The sequence below is a fragment of the Bacillus mycoides genome (assembly GCF_000832605.1).
Classification (GTDB): Bacteria; Bacillota; Bacilli; order Bacillales; family Bacillaceae_G; genus Bacillus_A; species Bacillus_A mycoides.
The window spans coordinates 2,398,471-2,420,550 of sequence record NZ_CP009692.1 but is presented as its reverse complement, the minus strand read 5'-3'; the positions used below and the strand labels follow the sequence as shown (position 1 = coordinate 2,420,550).

Below are 22,080 nucleotides of genomic sequence, written 5' to 3'. Positions count from 1 at the left end.
TCTTTCTTTCCGTAAATAAGTTAATCGTTTATTATATTACTTCCTCACTTATAACACCCGTTAATTAAAAGACTCCCTCGTCACCTCAATAAATTGCTGCAGTGGCGCTGTCATCCATTTATCTTTATGCCAAGCAATTTGCGTATAGATCGGAGTGATTGTATTCTTTAAGACTAATTCCTTTATCGTTCCCTCTCGTATATCTTTTTCTACTACTATTGCTGGCAAAACTGCTATACCTAAATCTGCAATAACGCATTGTTTAATTGCCTCGACACTAACAAATTCAATCTTATTTGCTGGGTATACATCTTCCGCACGGAATAACTCTTCAAATAAAGTCCGATACGAGCAACCTAGTTCTGTTAGTAAAAGTGTTTCGCTTTCTAAATCTTTTGTAGAAACGGAAGGTTGTTCAAGTAAACGATGCGTAGGGGCAGCTACTACTTTTAATTCTTCTTTCATAAGTGGCTCCACACGTAAAACATCCTCTGTTTTACATTCGTCCAAAATAAATACAAGATCTACTTTCCCCTCCATCAATTGTTCCTTCGCATCTTTATTGGAATGTGCAGGTTTAAATATAAGCTTTATTTGGGGAAATTGTGCTTTAAATTTCTTTAATATAGATGGAAGCCTATATGTACATTGACTTTCTTGTGCACCGATTATTAACGTACCCGCTATTTCCTCATCATCTTTCACAGCCATTTTCGCTTCGTTACTGAGTGCAATCATCTTATCAGCATATAGTTGAAACTTCCTGCCTGCTTCAGTTAAGAAAAGACGTTTTCCTAATCTTTCAAATAATGGCGTACCGAGCTCAGCCTCTAACGTTTTAATTTGCGCCGTTACACTCGATTGAGCAAAGTTCAATTTCTTCGCAGTTTGCGTAAAGTTCAAAGTGTCCGCTGCTACTTTAAATGTAATTAATTGTTTTATCTCCATTTATCATCCCTCTTTTCAATCGGTATTTCCGATTGATTTCATCGAAATAATCCTCTTTTTCTATTGATATTTGTATTGTATGATAAATAGCATCGACAAACAATAAAATGGAGGTATTCCATATGAAAGCACTTTGTTTCGAACAGTTTGGAAGTCCAGATGTACTACAATATAAAGAAATACATGATCCAATCATAAATCCAAATGAAGTTCTTGTTCGCATGCAAGCAATCGGATTAAACTTCGCTGATATTTATAGACGCCGCGGCGATTATCATCTCGCTGGTAACCCGCCTTATATATTAGGTTATGAAGGCGCTGGTATTGTTGAAAAAGTAGGAGCTAACGTTACTACTATCAATCCCGGAGACCACATTGCATTTGCTGACGTTCCATTCTCAAATGCAGAATTAGTTGCCGTTCCATCTGAAAAAGCAATTACACTTCCAGACTCTATTTCTTTTGAAACAGCCGCTTCTGTCTTATTGCAAGGTCTAACAGCACATTATTTAACGAAAGATAGCTATCAAATAAAACAAGGCGATATAGCTTTAGTACACGCTGCAGCTGGTGGCGTTGGTCAACTTCTCGTTCAAATGATTAAACTACTGGGCGGAACAGTAATCGGTCTTACATCATCAAAAGAAAAAGCACAAGTAGCTACGTTAGCTGGTGCTGATCACGTATTTTTATATACTGAAGCATGGCATACGAAAGTACTTGAGGTGACTAATGGTGCCGGAGTAAATGTTGTGTATGAATCAGTAGGTTCTACACTCGTGGAAAGTTTTAACGCTACTAAAATTGGCGGTACTGTCGTATTTTACGGAATGGCCGGCGGTAATCCTATACCTGTAGATCCACGTATGCTTATGGATACTTCAAAGACTTTAACAGGTGGAGACCTTTGGAATGTACTTACTACTTTTGAGGAACGTAAGCAGCGCTCCGCTCAATTATTTGATTGGATTGCTAGTAGAAAATTAAACATCGCGAGTCCTACTACATTCTCTTTACAAGATGGTGCTCTTGCACATGAATTATTAGAGAGCCGAAAAAGTACTGGGAAGATTTTATTAATTCCGTAATCTTTACAATAAAAAAAAGAAAAGATAAGCATATAAAAGAGCATCGATTCCGATGCTCTTTTAGTATGAAATTTTGTTAGTTTCTTTTTATTCCAGTAATTTTCGGCTCATCATATGAAATAATGTCGATGATATGGTTCAAACAAGGAATTTGATAGTGAACGAACTGCTCTTCAGGAAATATAAATTCAGCAATTGTTCCTGCTTTAACAAAATCCAAATATCTTGATTTTGAGTAAACTCTAAAAATTCTACCTTCTGAAATTTCGTAGTCATCCATTACAGTAAACGATTCATTAGTAACGGAGTAAGCAATATACGATTCAGAATCCAATTGCACCATTGGCAGATTGGCATCAACATCAATGGATGATGCTTCTATTTCAACCTCATCTTTAATTTTCATAAGTCCCTTAGTTTTATTAACTTTGCACCTATCAATAAGTACCCTCAATAAATTTTCTTCAGGTTCAAACAATTTGTTTAAATATATATATCCTTTAAATTCCATCAAATCTTGAAAATCCATTATTCCCCCATTTTGAAAATCTAAAAGGAATCGTAATACACCCTGTTAAATTTCCACACTTTCTTTCCCTTTTGCAACATAACTCATATCTCCAACCGATTCTACTGTATATTCCCCATCTTGATATACAACTTTCGTTACACTTGCATTCTCTACTCCCAGTTTTGTTTTACTACTGTCTAACATTTCTATTAAGGCAGTAATCAAAAGCCCATGAACGACAACTAAAACGTTGCCACCTCCATTTTTAGCAGCTTCTTCACTAATTTTATCAATCTCTGTTTTTATGCGAGTAGAAAATAATTCCCAATCTTCCGCTTGTTTCGTAGGGTCTGCTGCTCTAATAAGATTAATCACTTCTTGAATAGAAAACTTCATAAGTTCTTCTGGTGATGCAACGCCTGCAGCTTTTCCAACCACATCCCACATATTTTCAAGTTTTTCACCTTCAAAAATACCAAAATTTAATTCTCGTAATTTTTTTCTTTTCTCAAGTTTTAACTTTGATTGCTCACTATATTTTAATACTAAATTAGCAGTTTCAATCGCTCGGCCGCTATCACTACTATATGCATTCATAAAATGAACATCTTTTAATCCCGTTCCTAAATTAGAGGCAACTTCCACACCTTTTTCTACTAACGGGGAGTCTGCCCAGCCTTGCGCGCGATGATTCGTATTTAATATTGTTTTTCCGTGTCTTGTAACATATAACGTAACTACATTCTCATTGCTATCTGTTTCTCGATTCTTCATCATATTCTCTCCCTTTACATTTCTATATCAATTTTACCACCTTAATTATTCATTGAGCAAAATATACGTAAGTGAATCGTCTTAATAAAAAAGCTACCTTTCTGTATATCCCTACAAAAAGATAGCATCTTTTATGATTATTCCTTAACCGATACTCCTACTCAGCAAAAGCACTCGAATACTGTACAATTCCTTCTACACCTTGCAGAGCGTTCTCACCTAACTCAATCACCATAAACACTTCATCTGGCACTTCAAATGGTGCTTTTATATTCCAATCACTTGCTTTTTTAAATCCAAATTTCGGATAGTACTCTGGATGCCCTAATACCACAACAGATTCATATCCTAGTTCTTTCGCTTTTTCTAAAGCAGCTACGATCAGTTTTCTGCCAATTCCTTTTTTCTGATGGCTTGGAGTAACTGATACTGGTGCAAGTGCTAATGATTTTACAGAAGTTCCATCCTGTTCTATTGTAATTTTTGATAACAAAATGTGCCCCACTATTCTCTCATCAACCGCAACTAATGATAATTCTGGAATAAATGCATCACATTTTCTAATACGTTTTACAAGTTCATGTTCTCTTTTATCACTAAATTCTTCATTTGAAAATGCTTGTTTTACAACTTCTTCAGTTTTACTACAATCATTTTGTTGTTCTTGTCTAATCGTTACCATTCTATATTATCCTCTATTCTTTCTTATTTCTTTTTGGATTTTACGAAGCGCTTTTTTCGATCCGCGCTCCATATCGTGCTGCATTTTTCTTTCTTTATAATCGACAAATAGTGTATTTAAATCATATCCTTCTGGGTATAGTTCTTTCGCCGCTACCTCTAAAGTAATACGTTTTACATTCACTTCAGCGAATTCACCGTTATAATATACAACAACATTATAGAAATTATCTTTTTCCTTATAGATGATACCAAAATCATCATGATCCAATAAATTCACACGGTCACCGATTTTATATTCATAGTCATTTTCTCTTTTTTCTTGCACCATTTTCGGTTTTCTTATTTTGCTTTCATTCACTTTTTCTATAGCGTATTCTTTATTTCCCATATACTCTTTCGCTCTTTGCAGTACATGTTCTTTTACATTCATTTTATTTGCAATCCAAAGTGCATTGCTTTCACCAGATTTACCGATCACTAATTTATAAAGAGGCTCCAATGTCTCACTATTAAATTGCATTGCTGCGTTCATAAAATCACCGTGCATTTCTGAAAATCGTTTTATTTCACCGTAATGCGTACTCGCAATTGTAATACATCCCGCGAGGTAAAATTCTTCTAAAATAGATATCGCAAGCGCCGCACCTTCATTCGGTTCTGTACCACTTCCTATTTCGTCAAATAGTAGTAATGTATTATTATTTGACATCCTCATAATCTCGGATAGATTTTTCATATGCGATGAGAATGTACTTAGTGCATTTTCAATACTTTGATTATCACCAATATCTACAAATACGTTGTCAAAAATAGCAATTTCCGTTTCTTTATCTCCAGCGATGTGCAGGCCTGACATTGTCGCTAATGTTAACAATCCGATTGTTTTTAACACAATCGTTTTCCCGCCCGCATTCGGTCCTGTAATAATTAAACTTCGGTAGTTTTGACCGATTTCAAAGTTTAATGGTACTATTTTCCCACTTAAAAGCGGATGCTTACAATTCACTAAATGAATGTAGCCATGATCATTTAATTTCGGCTCTATTCCATCGATTGATTTACTAAACTTCGCTTTCGCAAATACCATATCATATTGACTAATCAATTCCATATTAATTTTTATATGATAAATATTTTCTAATACCATTCCTGATAAAGTCGCTAAAATTTGATACTCTTCCATCGCTTCTTCTGCTTTCAAACTTGCGAGCTCCGCATTTAACTTTGTAACCGTATGTGGTTCTATAAATACAGTAGAACCTTTAGCGGAAGCTTCAACAATACTTCCCGCAACTTGATTTTTATAGGTAGATTTGATTGGAATCGTATAGCGATCATCCTTTTTACTAATAAAGAATTCCTGAATATACTTCTTATTTGCACTACTATTTAAAAATTTTGTTAAACGTTCTTTTATTTTTCCATCTACAGAATCAATGTTATTTCGAATTCGTTTTAACTCTTTACTAGCAGCTGCATCAATGCCATTTCCTTTAATCGAAAAGTTAATTTCTTCTTCGATACTTTTAAATTCAGACATTGAATTTGCATACGAAGATAATACTGGCGCAAAGAATTCTTTATCTAGCATAAACTTTTTAATCTTTCGGCACCCACGTAAAAAGTCTGAAACGCTCACTAACTCTGCTGGATCTAAAATCATCCCTTTTTCTAATTTTTGAATTGTACTAGCGATATTGGAAATTCCGAAGAAAGGAACATGCCCTTCTGCATCTACTATAGCTCGTGCTTCTGTCGTTTCATTTAAGCGATTTCTCACTACTTTTATACTCGTACTCGGCTCTAATTTATTTAATAATTCCTTACCTAATCCACTTATACAATATGATTTCACTATTTCCATTAATTCGTTATATTGTAACTTTTCAAAAGTCATCGTATTCATTTTGTTTCTCCTCACTATGATTGATTTATATCATAAATGAAGATACCTACTCATTAGATTCCAATGAGTTCTACATTATTCAATTACCATGTTTATACATTAAAAACATATACAAAAAAGCTGCGGGGATACCGCAGCTTTTACATTTACAAGGCATGTGTAATAACATATGAGAAAATAAGCCATAAAAACGGATGGCACTCCCCTTATTACACGCTTTATAAAGTATTGTAGGTATCTTCATAGGTTTCGAAATAAATGCATGACAAAATTAGGGGTATGATATACATAAAAATCCCCTGGTCTTATCCGATTTATTTCATTAAATTTTTCCTATTTAGTACCTACCGCACTCACAAAAAGCACCTCTCATTAATTTATATTTTATGTTCATTGAAATCTAATTTATTGAAATCATCATACTATATGTTTTGTAAGAAGTAAAGGTGTCATACTTTAATAACTATGCAGAATGTAAAAAAGAAGAGGAAACTTATATTTCAGTCTACCTCTTCTTTTCATCACCAATTTACCGCTGAACATATATGGAAACTGAGCCGCCACTTACATAGAACTGCCCCCATCCGTCCTTATTAATTGTTACAGTATTTGTTTGATTACCCGTAATATCGTACCATACTTCCCCAGCGTTATTCTTTCCAACATCCATCCACTTTGATCCTCCTGGTCCGTCCGAGAGTAATGTCGCTAAACCAGAATTAGCATGTACACCATCGCCTTCTCTTGTCCAGCCAATCACATCTGGATGGTCTAAATAATCACGCTGCGTACCATATGCAAAGTTTTTTCGTGCCGTCAAAATTGGATCAATTTTATCTTTTAACGCTGGAATTTCATAACTACTATTTCCGCTTGTCCCATAGTAATCACCATAGAAAACTGAAGGATAGCCCTCTGCACGAGTTAAAATAAATGCATATGCCAGCGGCTTAAACCACGGACTTACTACAGATTCCAATGACTGCCCAGGCTGAGAATCATGATTCTCAACGAGAGTAACTGCGAGTGCAGGGTGATTTTTCATTACTGTTCCATTTAAAATATTTCTCATATCATAATTCCCATTTCCTGTTGAAGCATAATGAAAATTGTAATGAAGCGGTGCATCAAACACAGATTGATTATAATTGACTTTCGCTAAATAATTGTTTAAAGCCTGAACATCATTTTGCCAATATTCAGCTACTGTAAACATTTCTTTCCCCGTTTGCTGTCTGGCATGATTTACCCAATCGCGTAAATATTCATGATCAATATGTTTAACAGCGTCCAAACGAAAGCCATCTAAATTTAATTCATTCGCATACCATGTTCCCCAATTTTTCATCTCATTCGCAACATCAGGATGATCAAAATCAAGATCTGCATACATCAAATAATCATAATTTCCATTTTCGCTAGACACTTCCCAATCCCACGCTTTATCTACACCCCTAAATTTATAAATTCGATTTAATTTCCTTCCTTCATCCCAATCCGTTCCGTCAAAATGATACCATTTCCATTTGAAATTAGAATAAGCATCTCCGCGCCCTGGAAAATTAAACCCCGTCCATGCACTAATTTGATAATCACCTGATACTTCAATATTTCGATTGTTACGGTCTACCTCAACAGCTGTTACGGTTTCAGTATAATCAGCCCCACCTTTATGATTCATAACTACATCACCGTATACGTCGATGTTTTGCTTATGTAAAGCGTCAATTGCAGATTTCAACTGTGCTTTTGTCCCATATTTCGTCCGCACCGTTCCTTTTTGATTGAACTCCCCTAAATCATATAAATCATAGGCCCCATACCCTACATCATTTTGCGAAGTCCCTTTATATGCAGGTGGTATCCATACAGATGTGATTCCTTTATGAGCTAAACTTTCAGCATCGGAACGCAAACGATTCCAATGATTCCCATCATTCGGAGCGTACCACTCAAAATACTGCATTAATGTTCCATTGTTCACTGTTGCTGCTTCTGCCTTATTTCCCTCATATATATTAGGAAAAAGCAAAATAAACAATAAACAGACTACCGTAATCCTTTTCAACATATTTACACCATCCCTTTCAAGAAAACGTTTGCATAATTTATTAAAGTTATTATAATATTCGTTCTACAGTTAGTAAAGTAACAATCTTTTAATCTCTCACATTATTTTTCAAAATATGAATTCAACTATTCCACAAGTACCCCATATAGTTTAAAATTCACATCGGATTCAAAATTGTTTACAATTTATCTATAAAAGCATAACGGAGGGATTTCTATGACCGACTTTCAAAAACAATTTTTTGCAAGATTAAATATAGAAGAAAAACACAAAGTTTCATTTGAAGATTTACCTAACATTATGTACGCAATGGCACAAACTGTCCCTTTTGAAAACTTAAATATTCTCGAAAACAACTTTAAAGAAATATCAAAAGAAAATCTAAAAGAAAAAATTTTAATAAACAACCGTGGCGGCCTTTGTTATGAATTGAATCCGGCTATGTATTACTTCCTTAAAGACTCTAAATTCGATGTCCATCTCGTTTCAGGAACAGTTTATAACGCTGCAAATTCTATATGGGCTGTAGATTCAGGGCATATCGCAACTGTTTTACAACATCATAATGAACTTTACTTAATTGAAGTAGGTTTCGGATCATATTTACCCCTTTCCCCTGTTCCTTTCTCAGGTGAGATCGTTCATTCTGTAACAGGCGACTATCGTATTCGTAAAGAAACGACTGAAAAAGGTAATTATATTTTAGAAATGCGTAAAAGCAATGAGTTTCTAGATCAATCTTCTACTGATGATTGGACAGTAGGTTATGCATTTTACTTGGAAGAAGTGGATGAAACGAAAGCAAATGCAGCACAAAAAATTATTGTTGAACATGAAGGTTCACCATTTAACAAAGTACCTCTTGTTGTAAAACTTACTCATGACGGGCACGCATCATTAACAAAAGATAGCCTTACAGTAACGAAAAATAGAAATAAAACAAAAGAAACAATTACAAAAGAGCAATATACAAACCTCCTTCATTCAACGTTCGGCATTACATTATAACTTTTAAAGCCTCGCCATTTCCTGCAAGGCTTTTCATTTTCCAGCAGGGATTTTTTGCAATTTGTTGTATTTCATAGTTATATAGGAATATAACTACATATTTAGAAAGGAAATGATTATGACTGAACTTAAAGATCGACTACAAGTAGCTGATAAAGAAAAATGGGATTTAACGGATATTTATCATACAATTGAAGATTGGGAAAGCGATTTTCATAAAATTGAAGTATTAACGAATGAATTACACAAGTTTAATGGAAATATTCATGACGGCAATAGTTTATTAGCTTATTTAACAAAGAGTGAAGAAATATCTAGCATAATATCTTTAATGTTCGCTTATGCACGATTACAATCTGATCTTGATACACGCGATACTGACGCTCAATCCCTTGTCGATAAAGTATCACAATTACACGTGAAAGTAAGTGCGGCTAAATCTTTCTTTTCTCCATTCTTACTTAGCGTAGATGAAAACACATTATATTCTTACATAGAAGAAACCGAAGGCTTACACTATTATAAAGAAGACTTATTTGAGCTATACCGTTATAAAAAATACGTTTTGAATAAAGACCAAGAAGAGATTTTATCACAAATGGGTGAAGCACTCTCCTCCCCGCAGCATACATTTGGCATGTTAAATAATGCAGATATAATTTTTGGTGAAGTGACTACTGATGATGGAGAAAAAGTAAACTTAACACGTGGAATGTATTCAAAGCTAATAGAAGATGAGAATCGTGAGAAACGTGAAGAAGCCTATAAAGCTTATTACAAACCATACGTTCAATTAAAGAATTCTATCGCTTCTACTTTGTCCGCAGCTATTAAAAACAATGTTACTGTCTCAAAGCTACGAAAATATCCATCAGCTTTAGAAAAATCATTATTTGGCGACATGGTTCCGAAAGAAGTATATGAAAATTTAATTGAGACAACGAAAAAAAACATTCAATCATTACATACGTATAATGAACTTAGAAAAGAAAAATTAAATGTAGATGAACTACGACAATACGACTTGAGTGTTGATTTAGTAAAAGGTGTAAAACAAGACATTCCATACGACGAAGCGTTTGATATAATGATCGCGTCACTAGCTCCTTTAGGTAAAGAATATATCGAAACATTAAAAAACTTTAAAGATAAACGCTATATAGATGTGAGAGAAACACCAGGAAAACGTTCTGGCGCTTATAACTTTGGTGTATACGGCGTTCATCCTTTCATTCTTTTAAATCATCATGATGATTTAAATAGCCTTTTCACCCTTACTCATGAATGCGGGCACGGTATGCATACGCATTACTCACACGGATACCAACCAAGAATTTCTGCACACTATACTATCTTTGTTGCAGAAGTCGCTTCTACAGTAAATGAAGTGTTATTAATTCATTATTTATTAAAAGAAGCAAAAGAAACGAACGTACGTAATCATTTAATTAACTACTTTATCGATAGCTTTAAAGGTACTTTCTTTACACAAATCATGTTTGCAGAATTTGAAAAAATCACACATGAAATGGCCGAACAAGGTAAACCATTAAATGCCAAAGTCTTTAGTGAAATTTACGAAAACTTATTTAGAGAATATAATGGCGACTCTCTCGTATTTGACGAAGAAGTAAAATATGGCTGGTCTAGAATCCCTCATTTCTACCGTCCATTTTACGTATACAAATACGCAACTGGATTCGCTTCTGCCATTCAAATCGCCGATAAATTATTAAGCGGTGATCCAAATGCTCAGAAAAACTATATTGAATTCCTTAAAGGCGGAAGTTCTGACTATCCATTAAACCTACTGAAAAAAGCTGGCGTTGATTTAACTACACCAGAACCGATTGAAAGTGCATTAAATCGATTCACCCAACTTGTTGAAGAGTTTTCAGCATTATAGAAAAAAGCATGCAGATTATAGAATCTGCATGCTTTTTCATATAAAATATACATTTCATTTATTCACTTGTTGCTGCGTCACACAATGAATCATACCACCATACGCATACAGTTCATTTACATAAACACCGACAATTCTTCTTCCTGGAAACTGCCCTTCAATGATTTGAAGTCCTAACTTATCATGTTCATCACCGTATATAGGAACCAATACAACTTCATTTCCAATATAAAAGTTCAAATACGAACCTTTACAGTCTGCCTCTTTTACCACTTTTCTTGTCACCGGTACTGGTATGAGCTGAAATGGATTTCCATCTATATTTCTCGCTTGTCGCAATTCTTGATAATGCTTTTCCTGCGCCTCCAAAAGGTACGAATCTCCTTCCCCAAAAGGATCATATTCATAAAGAATTGTATTTTCATTTACAAAACGCGCTGCCCCATCAATATGGTAATCTGTATCTTCATCATAATTATCCTCTCCGCGAATACCAGTTATCCATATAAAATTCGTTACTCCCAAATACTTCGTTAACTCTATTTCAATCTCTTCCTGATTTAGTGTAGGATTTCGATTTTCATTTATAATAGAAGTTTTTGCCGCCATTAAGGTGCCATTTCCATTTATCTCTATTCCTCCACCTTCTATACAGACACTAGATTTAACTTTTGGAATGCTATACATTTCACTTATTTTTTCCGGAATAACAGCATCATTTTCATACGGATATTTATCCCCCCAACCATTAAATACCCAGTGTGTTAAACAGAGATTGCCTTCCTTATCTTTTACAAAGATCGGTCCATTATCTCTTATCCAAACATCATCCGTTTCTTCAATTAAAAAATCAATTTTATCCATATCTACATTCGCTTCAATTAACTTCGATTGTACATGTACTTTTTCTTCCTCATCAAATACAACAATATGCACATTCTCACCGTAATGAAGCTCCTTTGCCATCGTTACCCAAATATCATCTAGCTTAGATCTGTAACCTTCACCTCTATGAGCTTTATCATGAGGCCATTGGAGCCATGTCCCCTCATGATTTTCCCACTCAGCAGGCATATAAAACAAACTATTTTCTATATTTCTCATACGTGTTCACCCCTTCTTCGAATGTAAGTTCAGTCTAAACTTTGACATCGTGTTAAGGTCAACAGAAATATATTAACTACTTCATAAACTGATTCTTTATTTTCCCTTGTGATACACTACTTCTCCTTGTAAAACCGTCACTAAAACTTTCGCATTCGGAATCTTATCGACACTCATTTTAGTAATATCTTCATTTAGCAATACCATATCGGCTGATTTACCTACTTCAATTGAACCAGTAATATTATCAAGGCCTAATGCTTTGGCGGGCTTAATTGTATAAGCATCAATAGCTGCATATATATCAGATAAGCCTTTCTCTTCAATACTTAACGCATTCGAAATTGTCACAAGTGGATTCAGTTCGTTTACGTCCCAATCACTACTAAGCGATACATTTGCTCCTGTTTTCCAAATGCGTCCTAACGGCATAATTCGTTTCATCTGTTGATTTGTAAAATACGCACTTGCCCAGCTTTGTTTAGGATCTTCTGCAAAATCATGACCTACTTGGAAATCAGCGCTAATACCTAACTTAGCAAAACGATTTATATCACTATCTTCTACCATTTCCACATGTGTAAGCGTATAAGGTTGATTCGCCCCTTCTTTTTTCGCTGCTTCAATTGCATTTAAACTTTCTCTTACTCCGCCATCTCCAATTGTGTGGATGAGTGCACCGTAACCAATTTTATTGAGTTCACTCAACCACCACTTCATTTTTCCTTCTGGAATATAGTTCAAACCGTACGGTGTTCCTTTAAACCACTCAAATTTATATTTTTCTAGTATTTTAGCTGTGCTGTTAATGCTAATTCCATCACTATACATCTTCACTTGATTAATAAGCATTCTAGATGATACATCATCACGCTTAATTTTTTTGAAATACTCCATTTGCTCTGCTTCATTTAAGTTCGGATATACCCACGGACGAAGTACTACTCGCGACGTTAACTTTTTCTCATCATTAACTTTATTCCAAACATCTAACCAGCCTCGTTTCCAATAAAGACGTCCATCGCCGACTGTAGTAATACCATTCTTCGCAACCTCATCTAAACCGTCTAACAAACCTTCATAATTTTTTTCAAAGAGATTGGGCTGGGAATTCCATGCTTTTTCCATCACGATATCCCCTGCTGTATCATACAGAAGCCCGAAAGGTTCTCCTGTTTCTGGATCCCGGATGATTCTTCCGCCTTGCGGATCTTTCGTCTCTTTATTTATTCCCGCTACTTCCAATGCTTTTGAGTTAACCCATACAGAATGAGAAGTTCTTTCCATAATTAATACAGGGTTATTAGGAAATAACTCATCAAGAACTTGTAATGGCGTTTGTTGTTCTGATTTTTCGTCCATATCTTTTAACAGCTCTTCCAAACTAAATCCTGTTCCGCTTATCCATTCGCCATCTTTCACATCTTTTTTACAAGCCTTTAAATACGAGCGTTGTTCTTGCAGCGCAGCATCCGGTGAAACACTACAATTCCCTGCTGCTGGTGATTTCGCCTCAAATATATGATTGTGATTGTCCACAAAACCAGGAAGAATAAAACGTCCTTGTAAATCCACCACTTTCGTATCTTCATTTATAAATCCTTCTACATCTTTGTTTGAACCAACAAATGTAATTTTCCCTTCTTTAACGGCTACAGCCTCTACAATGTCTTGCTTGTCATTTGAAGTATAGATTGTACCATTTTTAAACACTACATTTTTTGGCAACTGATTTGGTAGAACGAAGCTACCATTCTCACCTTCTCCTACTCCAGGAGTACACGCTGAAAACCATGTCATACTTAGAATCAGACAAATAATCATGATTGTTCTTTTCATATTCTTTCTCCTTTTTATTATGATGAATTACTTACATAAATAGAATAAGGATTGACATAATGTTAATGTCAATCCTTATTCTCAGTCTATTTTCATAACTAAAAAACAAATTTGTGTCACATACTCCTCTACTAAACAATCACATTCAGGTCCCTTTATGTAGACCTCATATGGTGAACCATCTATTACATAACCATTTCTTTCAATCCATTTTTCTAACGCAATATAAGCGTAGCCTATATAGTCATAACTTCCATAATGCATAGTAGTAACGATTTGATGTGGATTTAATTTTTTTATTTCATATTCTTGTACTACATCTTTATTGTTCCCATGCATGACCGGAATCCTTAATTCAACATCACTTTCATTTGGAATATACTCTTCATCATAAAAGACCGTAGAGGGCGAACCGACCATTTGTAAGTTATGCTTTTGTACTTTTTCATATAAGTCATAAAAATAATCATCCATATCATCTATATTTATTTGCAGTCTTTGAGCAATTACTGTTATTTCATTTCTCATTCCAATAAATATATCGTAATTTCTATGACAAGCAGTATTTAAAGCATAATTCATATTTACCATTTCATTCATTTCTGAAATAACCTGTAAATTTTGTTTCACCTCATGAGACAATTCTATAATTTGTGATTGCATATGTTTAATAAATGAATCTTGATCTGATGATTGAAGAATTATTTTGATTTTCGGTAAAGGAAACTTATACTCCCTTAGCTTTTTAATTTTCAGCGCTATTTCAAGCTGCCCTTGCTCATAATATCTATATCCATTTACCGGATTCACATATGCTGGTTTCAATATTTCCTCTTTATCATAATGCCTTAGCATCCGTGTACTCATTTTACAAATCCGCGAAAACTCAGTAATTGTATACATATAAATACCCCTTGAATACATTCTCTTATATATAAGCTTATTTATTAAAACCAATCAAATATTTTTCTGATTGAAGAACCTTCATTCTGATCGTTCAGCCTTTTCATTTTTGAAGGTAACAAATGACTAGGACAATACCACGTTAAACAATTCATCGCGCCTCCCATTGTCGATATTTCTCCTACATGACTTTGAATAACTTGTTTCTCAGTATGCTGTTGAATATATCTTAAAACTTCCTCATCTTTAGCTAATCCAAACTTAGGAACGTAAAGCGTATCACGTGTTTCTAACATATTTATATATAAACCTTTTGCTGACGCTATCTCTTCATCGTATTGACCCTTCTCTGTATATGACGAAGGAACAACTATAAATTCAGCCTCTGGCATTTGCCCTTGAATAATCTCTTGAACCTTATATCTAAATTCATGATCCCCTAAAAAATCACTAATAAACATTGTATGTTCATCAATAAATTTAACCATCCCGTCTGCGTGTGCAAGTACATCTCCCTCTTCAGCAGGAATAATAATAACCCGACTCACATCTAAATCCCATTCCAGTTGCTCTATAATTTCTTCTTCCGTCCAATCATAATTATCATCAAATATGCGTTCCGTTAATATAACGGTATCTTTTTTATTCCAAATAAGATTTCCACCGTCTAATATCAATGGAGATGTCACATATTCAAAATCGTTCTTTTTCAACCATTTATTAAATTGTTGATCTAAATATCGTCCTTGATCTTTCGGTAAATAATTCGGTTGATATTTGAATTTAACTAGATGATTTGTTACAACTGGTGCAACATCTCTTAGCCAAATATCATCATACTCAAAAAAGTTTGTATGAAAGTCTTGCTCTTCAACAGATAAAGATATAAGTTGATCGGTAACTGCTTTATTTTCATTTAAGTATTCATTAAAATAAATAATGTCTTCATAAAATGGTCGATAATATTCATTCGATTCATCTGGTATTGCAGTAAAAATAATGCCACTATGTTTTTGTTCCATATTACTTACCTCGCTTTTTAATAATGATTGAATAACTGTTTTCAATAAGCCAACTATTCCCCAATTCATTTCTCTTTTCATTACAATTTTTGAAACGTGCACATTTCATGAATGGATTATAGCACGGAGAAATATTATATATTTATATAAAAAATATAAAGACGTCGTTAAGCCGTAAACTGACTCTTGACAAGATTTTTAAATTTTAATCGTCGTACACAATGAAGGATTAGATGATTTTTTTATCAAGATTCAAATCCATTACTTCTAATAGAGCGTTTTGATTATATAAATTCACTAAATGCGTTTCTACACCAATGCAAATCCCTTCTAGCGGCAGATCGTTTGGATCTTGACCAAATGGATCCTCAATTTCAACTCCTATTGCTTCAATCCCTATAAATGCAAAACTTATAAACGTAGTTGCAAGTACTGTAAACCATCCAAGACTATCAACAAGACCAATCGATAAAGTCCCACAAAATATGAGCAGTAAAATTTTAATGTGAGCAAAATATGCAAAAGGAATAGGCGTTGTTTTGATCCGATCACATCCACCCACAGCCGTAAGCATAGTATTCAAATCAGCTTCCATATTAATTATTGCATTTGGGTGAATTTGACCCGTTTTCAAACCTTTTGATAGTATAGTTTTTAACATAAAAACTATACTAATCGGTAAATGAATAGACTCAGCCAACATTTCTTTTTCCTTCTCAGAACAAATATCAAACAATGCTTTTATTTCGGATAAATCTTTTTCGTCTCTCAAATGTCCTTTCGCTATCTTTGGAAAAGCAATTAACAAATGTAAAAATTTTAATTTTTCCTGATCCGTCTTTTTCCCTTCAGACTCCCAATAACATAAAAAACTAACTGCCAAATTTCTAGTACAAGCACCAACTGTGCCAAATAACTTTCTACCTTCCCAATACCTATCATAGGCAGTGTTAGTACGAAAAACTAACAGTAGACCTAAAGCTCCTCCAACAATTACCCAAGGAGTTTGATTAATTTTTATTTCTACATAATAATAATTAATCACAGTTACTATCGTTGAAATACATATATATAATAAAATTTGCGGGAAAATATCTCTTATAACTGTTCCCTTTAATGTAAATATTTGATGTAAATTATTTTGATTATTGTAATGAACCATATTTACAAAAACCTCTTTCCTTATTAACCTTTTATTCTTTTAAATTATGAAAGTATACAATTAAATAGTAGAATCATAAACCCTATTATTATAAAACTGGTTAAGATTATTTCTTTCAATACTGTTACTCCTTTTTACCAAAAGATAAAACATCTTTTTTGATTTAAACAACAAACGTTCACTCTTCTAAATCACGACGCATTATTTTAGAATTTGCAATGAATAAAGCACTAATTAATACAAGAATCGCGCAAGCATATATCAATGAATCCATTGGACTATCATGGTCTATAATAATTAGACGAACAATAGCCGTAATACCTATATATATAAAATATCGTAATGGAAAATGAAAGTTCATTTGAAAATACTTTATAATCATTACGATGAATTCAAAATATAAAAAGAATACGACAATGCTATCAATTAAATGATAACTAGATTCCTCACTATTTAATTTAAGTTCTTGTATAAATTGAATGACTTCTTTCATAAGAAACACACTTAAAACAATTCCCAAACAGATCAAAGCTACATTTATAATGTACTGTAGAACGATAGGGAAAAACGAAAATACTTTTTTAAAATTCTTTACCACAAACATTTTTCTCCTTTTCCATATAAACCAATAATGACAATATACTTTTATTCAATTATCGTTACATTAAAATTATACATTCCGTTCTTGTTACAGATGTTAAAACAAGACAAAATAAGTAAAGATAGCATTTCACCTATTTTGTCTATAAAGCAACATAACGAAACTATAATCGATTACTTCAATTGAATCGGTTGTTGCTGTGTCACACAATGGATCATTCCGCCATTTTTATAAAGCTCTCTCACATCAATTCCCACTACTTTACGATCCGGGTATAATTTCTGAATCGTATCGTTTGCGATTTTGTCATTTGGATCATTATAGTTAGGAACCAATACAACTGTATTCCCAACATAATAATTGATATACGACCCCTTATAATCTAGAGTTTTTCCACCTTCTAAAGTAACTTTATCTTTACTAAGCGGTAAGTATTCGTACTTATATTTCTGTCCTGAAGCATTTTTTGCATCTAACAATTTATCCATATCTTTGTTTGACAAGCCCCATTCAGCCAAGTCATCTTCTGCCATCGTTACGATTGTAGATTTATCATGGAATTTAGCAAATCCATCAATATGAAAATCAGTAATATCTAAATTAGGCACTCCATCTAACCAAATAAAGTTTGTCACCCCAAGGTCACTTATATATTTTTCAATTTCCGCTTCTGATAAATCAGGATTTCTATTTTTATTCGTTACTGCGCTTCGAGTTAATAAAGCAGTCCCATTGCTGTCTAATTCAATTGCGCCACCTTCAAGGACAAATTTCCCCCAATCAATTCTTTCAATCCCTAATTGTTTACTAACATTCTCACGTATACGGGCATCATTTTTATATGGAGTTTTCTTTCCCCAACCATTAAATGCTGGATCTAATATTTTTAGATTTTTATTATTGTCATAAACAAAAATCGGTCCACTATCTCTTGCCCACACATCATCAGTAGGAGCGATAAAGAAATCAACTTTATCCATATTCAGCCCCTTATCTATTAAAAGCTTATTGATTCGCTCTTTCTTTTCCTCATCATATGCAACAATGTGGACTTTTTCACCCTCAGTTAAAGCACTTGCCATCTTAATCCAAATAGGTTCAACTTCTTGTTTATACTCTTGACCATATGTGTATTCATGAGGCCATTGTAGCCATGTACCTTCATGTTTATCTTTTTCATCCGGCATCGTATATTTTCCAGCGTTTTTCTGTACCTCTACTTTTTTATCCTCTTTCTCTTTCCCTTTGGCATTTTCATTATTCCCTTCAAAAGAACATCCACTAATAATCGTTGTAGATAATGTAGCTATTAAACAAAACTTTACTATTTTTTTCATTTTTCAACCTCCTGTTCATGTCTACAATACTGTAAGGCTTAACATAGTGTGAAGCTCAAGCTTTTTCATCAATGTAAAAATTACCAATTATTCTTCCGCATGATAATCACATAATTTCAATACAAATAGATGACATTCACAAAATACACTTCCTATATTTAACATCCATATCATTTAACTTCCTTCATAAATTTATTCTAATACTAATCCCCTCTCATACATGCTTGTTCACTAAATAAAAAAATCGGTATTGATAATTTTATATCAATACCGATTTTCAAATAATTATTTTCCTTCTATTAAATCATTCGCTAATTTCCTAAACTCTTGATTAAATGTATCATTCATACCATTTTGTACGTTAGAGAATAATATTACAAACGTTCTTTTATCCCAGTTAAAATTATTAAAAGTGTTCCAGCCAGCTAATACACCGTGGTTATGATAATAATCTGGGTAAATATAGAAGCTAAATCCATATTTTCTCGCAGGTGATACTGTAAACATATCTGATAAGCTTTGTTTAGAAATCAGCTTTCCATCCATAATAGCCTCATCTAATCTTTTCATATCTTCAACGGTCGTATACATTTCACCACAACCATACAGCCAGTTCATTTTTAAGCGGGGTGTAGCTATTAACTCATTATCTTTTTTCGTGTAACCTTCTGCTAAGAAAATATCTTCAGGGAGAGTTGCACCCATACCAGATTCATTCATTTCAACAGGAGTAAAAATGTTTTCTTTCACATATTCAGCAAGCGGTTTATTCGATATCTTTTCTACAATATACGCAAGTACCATATAATTATAATCTGTATATTTCCATCCTGTCCCTGCAGGAAATTGCAACTTTTGCGCTCCAATCCACGTTACTAACTTTAAACGTGACGCCGCATCAACACTACCTTGTCCCTGATCTGGTAACCCGGACGTATGTGTTAACAAATTTCGTAACGTAATGTTTTTATCTGCTGGAAACGATGGAATATACTTATTTACATTGTCTTCAATATTCAATTTCCCTTTTTCTCTTAGCTGTAATATAGATATTGCAACTACTGTTTTCGTTATGGAACCGATGCGATATTTTGTTCTTGGCGTTGTTAAAACTTTATCTTTTACATTCGCATACCCGTAGCCTTTTCGTAAAACCACATTATTTTTATCCGTTACGAGAACCGTCCCGTTAAATCCTTTATCTTTTAAATATTGATCGAGTTTCGTTGCTGCAATATCATAACGTTTTTGCTGATTCGCATCAACTTTCGGTTGAACATTTCCAACTTTATCCTCAAAATTTGAAAATGCCTTCAAACTGTATTTCTTTTCTTTATTTGCATGTATGAGTGCAGCGACACTCCCACAAAAAATAGCAAAAACAAAGAAAGCGATTAACCATTTCTTAAACATATGGGAACCCTCTTTTATCTAGTTTCACTTTATACTTTTCCATTCTATTCTATATCTTTTAGTTTTTAAATATCTTATAATCTATCTACTCTATTATTCCTCATAGTAAACTAGATTCCTTTTTCTAACGTTCAAATTTTAACTACTCTCTATTGTAGTTCTTTTTTACAAAATTTCCACCTTACAATCGGATACATCCAACTTTAATTTTAATTTTTTATGTAACATTCGTTACACATTAACAAGAATGGAGGCGTTAATTTGAAAAAGACCGATAAGCGCAATCGTTTAGATGATATGATGTTTCATTATCGAGTAACAAAAAACAATATAGTTTTAATTGAATATTACGGAAAACAGATTATAATTTTAAAAGGAAATGATGCTGAAAAATTTTTAAACAAAATAAATCGGGCAAGTAACGAAAAAGAAAAACAGCTTATTATGGCTAAAATTACAGGTAATTTCAAAAGAGGAAATGAGCGTTAATGAAAACGAATCTCATTTCTAAATTGATTATACAGCATATAAAAAAAGAAATGTCACTCTCACGACATTTCTTTAGATTTTCTTCATAAAAGATTTACATTTTTAATATTCGTTTACTTTTACATAAACTCACTACTGAAACGCTTAGTAATGCAGCTATCCCCATCCATGCATATGTGTAGCCTTTTCCATCTACTATATAACCAAACAAAGCAGGTGCAAAGATAATAGCAATTTGATTAAGTGTAAGCGCAAAACTCACTGTTAGACCTACCAATTCCTCACTTGCAGACTCAGCAACTTCAACCATAAAAAGACTAAACCAACCGATCGCAAAGAATCCTAGCAGTCCGCTCATCACAAACAATGCCTCAAGTGTCATTGTGTTTATACTCATTACAACAACGAAAATTAAGCAAAAAGATATACATGCACATATAAACAACGGTGTACGACGATTCCCTTTGTAATATGTATCACTTATTGTAGCTAATATAATTCGGCCTATCATTCCTGCAACTAGCATAACTGAAAATACTTTCCCTGCTACAATAGGTGTTATCGATTTTTCAATGACTAAAAATTTTATAAAATGTCCGACTAATATCATTTGTAAAGAAATCATGCAAATACCTGTAATAAAAATTGGATACAGCTCTTTTTTACATATTACCTTTTTTAACTGCATCCAAAAAGAAATACTTACATTTTCTTGGCTCGTGTGTTCTCGTACGTACGATTCCTTATAAAATATGAAAAACAATAACCCGCCTATTATACATATAGTTGCAATTACATTTATCGTATAAGCTAAACTAAATTTAATTGTAAGCAAAGGGATTATTACTCCTGCAAACGCTCCGCCAATAGGTATACCAGCTTGCCGTATTCCCATAGCTAATCCGCGCATTTCTTTCGGAAACCATTTCAAGATTACTTTACTTCCCCCTGGCTGAGATACACTATAAAAGGTCTCTATTAAAAGAAGAACAAATAATAACCCAATAAAGCCCCTTGCCGTATGAGCAAGTAACAGTGCCCCACCAAGTAATACAGCACTCGCTCCAATTAATATTCTTTCATTATACCGATCAAGTAACCTTCCGGCAAAAAGCATACAAAACAACGGACCAATATTTACAGCACTTATTAACAACCCAACCTGCATATTCGAAAGTGCATATTTCTCTTTCCAAAATAACGCAAGTACCCCTACTCCATATGTTATAAGTGTTGCACTTGCCTGTGCTACCGTTGCCAAAGTTAACATGATCCATTTATTAGAACTACTGTACTTTTCAATTTTTCTTCACT

General features: G+C 33.7%; 19 protein-coding genes. 4 read left to right on the top strand and 15 right to left on the bottom strand.

Annotated elements, in window-relative coordinates; translation table 11 throughout:
- Nucleotides 1-60: 60 nt before the first annotated feature.
- Entirely contained in the window at nucleotides 61-948 is an 888-nt protein-coding gene (locus BG05_RS14385) for a LysR family transcriptional regulator (protein ID WP_002185245.1), read from the bottom strand.
- A gap of 122 nt (nucleotides 949-1,070) precedes the next feature.
- On the opposite strand from BG05_RS14385, the gene BG05_RS14380 reads away from it, so the two are divergent.
- A complete protein-coding gene (locus BG05_RS14380; RefSeq protein ID WP_002128409.1) occupies nucleotides 1,071-2,036 on the top strand; it encodes a quinone oxidoreductase family protein in 966 nt (321 codons plus the stop codon).
- A gap of 76 nt (nucleotides 2,037-2,112) precedes the next feature.
- Here BG05_RS14380 and BG05_RS14375 read toward each other — a convergent pair whose 3' ends face one another.
- The 5 genes from BG05_RS14375 to amyS form a co-directional block, all read right to left on the bottom strand.
- Nucleotides 2,113-2,565 carry a hypothetical protein gene (locus BG05_RS14375; RefSeq protein ID WP_033734197.1) on the bottom strand — a complete coding sequence of 151 codons (453 nt, stop codon included), beginning with the start codon at nucleotides 2,563-2,565 and terminating at the stop codon, nucleotides 2,113-2,115.
- Nucleotides 2,566-2,610: 45 nt separating this feature from the next.
- Complete coding sequence (locus tag BG05_RS14370) at nucleotides 2,611-3,321, bottom strand: histidine phosphatase family protein (protein ID WP_033708031.1); 711 nt, start codon at nucleotides 3,319-3,321, stop codon at nucleotides 2,611-2,613.
- A 157-nt stretch (nucleotides 3,322-3,478) separates the two neighbouring features.
- Nucleotides 3,479-4,003: a GNAT family N-acetyltransferase gene (locus BG05_RS14365; protein ID WP_002185243.1), complete on the bottom strand. Its 525-nt coding sequence runs from the start codon at nucleotides 4,001-4,003 to the stop codon at nucleotides 3,479-3,481.
- Nucleotides 4,004-4,009: 6 nt separating this feature from the next.
- The gene (locus BG05_RS14360) at nucleotides 4,010-5,911 is read right to left on the bottom strand and encodes an endonuclease MutS2 (protein ID WP_002185242.1); all 1,902 of its coding nucleotides are present in this window, start codon (nucleotides 5,909-5,911) and stop codon (nucleotides 4,010-4,012) included.
- Between the two features lie 529 nt (nucleotides 5,912-6,440).
- Nucleotides 6,441-7,982, bottom strand: coding sequence for an alpha-amylase (amyS, locus tag BG05_RS14355; RefSeq protein ID WP_002167880.1), 1,542 nt, complete (start codon nucleotides 7,980-7,982; stop codon nucleotides 6,441-6,443).
- Between the two features lie 216 nt (nucleotides 7,983-8,198).
- Here amyS and BG05_RS14350 point away from each other — a divergent pair, with 216 nt between their 5' ends.
- Both BG05_RS14350 and pepF read left to right on the top strand, forming a co-directional pair.
- Nucleotides 8,199-8,990, top strand: coding sequence for an arylamine N-acetyltransferase family protein (locus BG05_RS14350; RefSeq protein WP_002033438.1), 792 nt, complete (start codon nucleotides 8,199-8,201; stop codon nucleotides 8,988-8,990).
- A 118-nt stretch (nucleotides 8,991-9,108) separates the two neighbouring features.
- The gene (gene pepF / locus BG05_RS14345) at nucleotides 9,109-10,896 is read left to right on the top strand and encodes an oligoendopeptidase F (RefSeq protein WP_033734195.1); all 1,788 of its coding nucleotides are present in this window, start codon (nucleotides 9,109-9,111) and stop codon (nucleotides 10,894-10,896) included.
- Nucleotides 10,897-10,950: 54 nt separating this feature from the next.
- Here the strand turns inward: pepF and BG05_RS14340 are convergent, their stop codons facing one another.
- The 8 genes from BG05_RS14340 to BG05_RS14305 all read right to left on the bottom strand — a co-directional run bounded on the left by BG05_RS14340 (nucleotide 10,951) and on the right by BG05_RS14305 (nucleotide 20,277).
- Complete coding sequence (locus BG05_RS14340; RefSeq protein WP_003190734.1) at nucleotides 10,951-12,000, bottom strand: agmatine deiminase family protein; 1,050 nt, start codon at nucleotides 11,998-12,000, stop codon at nucleotides 10,951-10,953.
- Nucleotides 12,001-12,096: 96 nt separating this feature from the next.
- Entirely contained in the window at nucleotides 12,097-13,839 is a 1,743-nt protein-coding gene (locus BG05_RS14335; RefSeq protein ID WP_002185238.1) for an amidohydrolase, read from the bottom strand.
- Nucleotides 13,840-13,920: 81 nt separating this feature from the next.
- Entirely contained in the window at nucleotides 13,921-14,742 is an 822-nt protein-coding gene (locus BG05_RS14330; protein ID WP_002185237.1) for a MerR family transcriptional regulator, read from the bottom strand.
- A 44-nt stretch (nucleotides 14,743-14,786) separates the two neighbouring features.
- Nucleotides 14,787-15,764: an agmatine deiminase family protein gene (locus BG05_RS14325; protein WP_002185236.1), complete on the bottom strand. Its 978-nt coding sequence runs from the start codon at nucleotides 15,762-15,764 to the stop codon at nucleotides 14,787-14,789.
- 229 nt (nucleotides 15,765-15,993) lie between these two features.
- The gene (locus tag BG05_RS14320; protein ID WP_002185234.1) at nucleotides 15,994-16,926 is read right to left on the bottom strand and encodes a bestrophin family protein; all 933 of its coding nucleotides are present in this window, start codon (nucleotides 16,924-16,926) and stop codon (nucleotides 15,994-15,996) included.
- 178 nt (nucleotides 16,927-17,104) lie between these two features.
- Nucleotides 17,105-17,524, bottom strand: coding sequence for a phosphate-starvation-inducible protein PsiE (gene psiE / locus BG05_RS14315; RefSeq protein ID WP_002167875.1), 420 nt, complete (start codon nucleotides 17,522-17,524; stop codon nucleotides 17,105-17,107).
- Between the two features lie 176 nt (nucleotides 17,525-17,700).
- Nucleotides 17,701-18,864, bottom strand: a complete 1,164-nt coding sequence (locus BG05_RS14310; RefSeq protein WP_002185233.1) for an agmatine deiminase family protein — start codon at nucleotides 18,862-18,864, stop codon at nucleotides 17,701-17,703.
- A gap of 285 nt (nucleotides 18,865-19,149) precedes the next feature.
- Nucleotides 19,150-20,277, bottom strand: coding sequence for a serine hydrolase domain-containing protein (locus BG05_RS14305; RefSeq protein ID WP_002128430.1), 1,128 nt, complete (start codon nucleotides 20,275-20,277; stop codon nucleotides 19,150-19,152).
- A gap of 261 nt (nucleotides 20,278-20,538) precedes the next feature.
- Here BG05_RS14305 and BG05_RS14300 point away from each other — a divergent pair, with 261 nt between their 5' ends.
- The gene (locus BG05_RS14300; protein ID WP_033707062.1) at nucleotides 20,539-20,766 is read left to right on the top strand and encodes a hypothetical protein; all 228 of its coding nucleotides are present in this window, start codon (nucleotides 20,539-20,541) and stop codon (nucleotides 20,764-20,766) included.
- A 94-nt stretch (nucleotides 20,767-20,860) separates the two neighbouring features.
- Here the strand turns inward: BG05_RS14300 and BG05_RS14295 are convergent, their stop codons facing one another.
- Nucleotides 20,861-22,036 carry an MFS transporter gene (locus BG05_RS14295; protein WP_003190721.1) on the bottom strand — a complete coding sequence of 392 codons (1,176 nt, stop codon included), beginning with the start codon at nucleotides 22,034-22,036 and terminating at the stop codon, nucleotides 20,861-20,863.
- Nucleotides 22,037-22,080 lie beyond the last annotated feature (44 nt).